Annotated in this window: 5 protein-coding genes; all 5 read right to left on the bottom strand. The window is 34.0% G+C overall.

The window, feature by feature from the left end; all coding sequences use genetic code 11:
- A partial coding sequence (locus MR285_RS01150) for a GTP-binding protein (protein ID WP_293557235.1) occupies window positions 1-141 on the bottom strand: 141 nt, incomplete at its 3' end.
- A gap of 18 nt (window positions 142-159) precedes the next feature.
- Window positions 160-2235 (bottom strand): elongation factor G, encoded by a 2076-nt coding sequence (gene fusA / locus MR285_RS01145; RefSeq protein ID WP_293557286.1) that lies wholly within the window; start codon window positions 2233-2235, stop codon window positions 160-162.
- 15 nt (window positions 2236-2250) lie between these two features.
- Entirely contained in the window at window positions 2251-2721 is a 471-nt protein-coding gene (rpsG, locus tag MR285_RS01140; RefSeq protein WP_293557285.1) for a 30S ribosomal protein S7, read from the bottom strand.
- Between the two features lie 92 nt (window positions 2722-2813).
- The gene (rpsL, locus tag MR285_RS01135; RefSeq protein WP_019107539.1) at window positions 2814-3227 is read right to left on the bottom strand and encodes a 30S ribosomal protein S12; all 414 of its coding nucleotides are present in this window, start codon (window positions 3225-3227) and stop codon (window positions 2814-2816) included.
- A gap of 195 nt (window positions 3228-3422) precedes the next feature.
- Window positions 3423-4020: hypothetical protein (locus tag MR285_RS01130; RefSeq protein WP_293557284.1), on the bottom strand; the 598-nt coding region annotated here is incomplete at its 5' end.

The raw sequence follows: 4020 nt of genomic DNA, 5'->3' as shown, positions 1-4020 counted from the left end.
ATCTACGAATTCTCCGCTGCCATATCTCTTGTTCATTACAAGTGTGATTGCTGCTGTAAGTGTTGTTTTACCGTGGTCAACGTGACCAATTGTTCCAATGTTTACGTGTGGTTTATTTCTTTCAAATTTTGCTTTAGCCATTATTAATCCTCCTAAATTTTAGTTTTTCTTTTTATCTCCAACTACTTCTTCGGCAATTGATGCTGGTACTTCTTCGTAGTGATCAAATTGCATTGAGTGGTTTGCCCTTCCTTGTGTATTTGAACGAAGGCTAGTTGCGTATCCAAACATTTCTGCTAGTGGTACATATGCTGTAACGATTTGAGCTCCAGCTACAAGTTCCATACCTTCCATTCTACCACGTCTTGAGTTAATATCTCCGATTACATCTCCCATGTATTCTTCAGGAGTTGTAACTTCAACTTTCATCATAGGTTCAAGAAGCACTGGGTCTGCTTTTGCAAGTGCATCTCTAACTGCCATAGATCCAGCAATCTTAAATGCCATTTCAGAAGAGTCAACTTCGTGGTAAGATCCATCATAAAGAGTTACCTTAACATCAAGTACCTCGTATCCACCAACAATACCAGATTTAAGTGCTTCTTCAATACCTTGTTGAGTAGGTCCAATAAATTCCTTAGGAATTGCACCACCAACTACGGCATTTTCAAATACAAAACCTTCACCTGGTTTATTAGGTTCAATTCTGATTTTAGCATGACCATATTGTCCACGACCACCTGATTGACGAGCGTATTTAGCTTCGCCTTCAGCAGCCTTCTTAATACCTTCTCTATAAGAAACTTGAGGGTTACCAATATTAGCCTCAACTTTAAATTCTCTTAAAAGTCTATCAACAATTATATCAAGGTGAAGTTCACCCATTCCTGCGATAATTGTTTGACCAGTTTCTTCATCAGTGTATGTTTTAAAAGTTGGGTCTTCTTCAGCAAGTTTTGCTAATGCAAGAGCCATCTTATCTTGAGAAGCTTTAGTCTTTGGTTCAATTGCAACAGAGATAACTGGTTCTGGGAATTCCATATTTTCAAGAATTACTAAACTCTTTTCATCACAAAGAGTATCACCAGTAGTAGTATCTTTAAGACCTACGGCTGCAGCAATTTCTCCTGCGTGGACTTCTTCAATTTCTTGTCTCTTGTTTGCGTGCATTTGAAGAATTCTTCCGATTCTTTCTCTCTTGCCCTTAGTTGAATTCATTACATATGAACCAGCTTGTAATACTCCAGAGTAAACTCTAAAGTATGCAAGTTTACCAACATATGGGTCAGTAACGATTTTAAATGCAAGTGCTGAGAAAGGTTCTTCATCTGATGAATGTCTGTCAACTTCATTTCCATCCATATCAGTACCTATGATTGCAGGAACATCAATTGGAGATGGAAGATAGTCTATGATTGCGTCAAGAAGAAGTTGAACTCCCTTGTTCTTATAAGAAGATCCACAAGATACCGGAGTAATCTCAACAGCAAGTGTTCCCTTTCTTATAGCTTTTTTAAGAAGTTCTTTGTCGATTTCTTCGCCTTCAAGATAAGCCATCATTAAGTCTTCATCAAATTCTGAAGCTTTTTCAATTAATTTTTCTCTGTATTCATTTGCAAGGTCTAGGTATTCTTCTGGAACATCAGTAATTTCGATTTCTTTACCTAGCTCGTCCTTGTAAATTTCTGCTTTCATTTCAACAAGGTCAATCATTCCAATAAATGTATCTTCAGCTCCTATTGGAATTTGAATTGGAATTGGGTTACCATGTAGTTTCTTGTCAATAGTTTGAACTGATCTAAAGAAATCAGCTCCTGTAACGTCCATCTTGTTAATATGAGCAATTCTTGGAACATGATATTTATCTGCTTGTCTCCAAACAGTTTCAGATTGAGGTTCTACACCGCTTTTTGCGTCAAAAAGTGCAACTGCACCATCAAGAACTCTTAGAGATCTTTCAACTTCAACTGTGAAGTCAACGTGTCCAGGAGTATCGATGATGTTAAGTCTGTAACCCTTCCAGTGAGCAGTAGTAGCCGCAGAAGTAATTGTAATACCTCTTTCTTGTTCTTGTTCCATCCAGTCCATTTGTGCTGCACCTTCGTGAGTTTCACCTATTTTGTGAATCTTTCCGGCGTAGAAAAGAATACGTTCAGTAGTAGTAGTCTTTCCAGCATCAATATGGGCCATAATACCAATATTTCTATATTTTTCTAATGGTATATCGCGAGCCATAAATTCCTCCCCTTATTACCATCTATAGTGAGCAAAGGCCTTGTTAGCTTCTGCTGTTCTATGCATTTCATCTTTTCTCTTAACGCTTCCGCCTAGTCCATTAGATGCATCAAGTATTTCTTTTGCAAGTCTTTCGTCCATTGTCTTTTCGCCTCTGGCTCTTGCATATTTAACTAACCATCTAAGTCCTAGAGTTTGACGTCTTTCCGGTCTAACTTCCATTGGAACTTGGTAAGTAGCACCGCCTATTCTTCTTCCCTTTACTTCAAGTACAGGCATTACATTATTTAGTGCCTTATAAAATACTTCAAGTGCGTCTTCTCCAGTTTGTTCTGCTATATTTTCAAGTGCTGCATAAACAATTCTTTGAGCAGTACCTTTTTTGCCGTCAAGCATAACATTATTTATAAGTTTAGTGATAACTACATCACTATACACTGGATCAGCCATAACTTCACGTTTTTGGATATGTCCTTTTCTTGGCATAACTTCCCTCCTTAACTATTTTTCAGTCGATTCATTGGTACTCAGGTTGAGCCCGTAAGCCAAAAATCTATAAATTCTCATAAAAAATTCAATCAATTTTTAGGTTTCTTAGTACCATATTTAGATCTAGCTTGCTTTCTGTCTGTAACTCCAGCTGTATCAAGAGTACCTCTAACGATATGGTATCTAACACCTGGTAAATCCTTAACTCTTCCACCACGGATTAAAACAACACTGTGTTCTTGTAAATTGTGTCCGATTCCTGGAATGTAAGCCATAACTTCGTATCCATTTGTTAAACGAACTCTAGCAACCTTTCTAAGAGCTGAATTCGGTTTTTTAGGTGTTACTGTTCTTACTGCAACACATACTCCTCTTTTTTGTGGAGAATTAACTTCAGTTTCAACTTTTTTAAGTGTGTCATAGTTTACATCAAGAGCTGGTGATTTAGATTTACTGTGAATTTTCTTTCTACCATTTCTTACTAATTGGTTAATTGTAGGCATTAATTGCACCTCCTGTTTTAATAATAGCATTAGACATTTCAAAGACTACCCAGTATTAGGTAGTCTTTTCGTCTCAAATACTCATCAATTTTACCATTACAAAACAATTAAGTCAATAAAAAATATGAGAAATTCGCCAAATTCTCATATTTTTTTAAATTATTTTAAATTTTTAAGTTCTTCTAATTTTTTTCCCTAAATTCTGTCTAAATAAAAATCAAATCTATTAATATTTATAAAATTATAAATAATAAAGAAAATAAAAATTAATAGAAATAAAATTTGAAAAGTAATAAAGATTTTTCTGTAATTATCTTTTTCTACAAAAATTTTACAAATTGCCCTCTTAGATATAAAATAAGTATTCCACAATATAACTATTGATAAACATGGCAATATAATTAAAAAATCACTTTTTGTGAAGGGTTTAATTGTATGTCCATCCTTTAAGCTAATAAAAAATATTAGTTGATATATTATAATAATAACTTGAGTAAAAATTGTAGTTATTTTATAAAGTCTTGGGTCATTCACATATTTATTCTTAAAGATATCTTCTGTCGTGGTTTTATAAATAAAATAGATAACAATACCAAATCCTACGAAAAATAAATATAATCTATCTTGACTAAAAATAAATGAAATCCAAAATTCAATAAATGTAATAATATAAATGTAATCTTCCATTACTCTACTATTATCAATTTGCATTTCTCTTTTTTCTTTATATTTATATGTTATTGGAATTATTGAAGAAAAAAGAATTGCCGGTATAAAAAATAAAAATAATAGA

This window comes from Peptoniphilus sp., from assembly GCF_022767005.1.
Taxonomy (GTDB): Bacteria; Bacillota; Clostridia; order Tissierellales; family Peptoniphilaceae; genus Peptoniphilus_A.
Note: the sequence above shows the minus strand (reverse complement) of the source record. Positions and strands in the feature narration are given on the sequence as shown.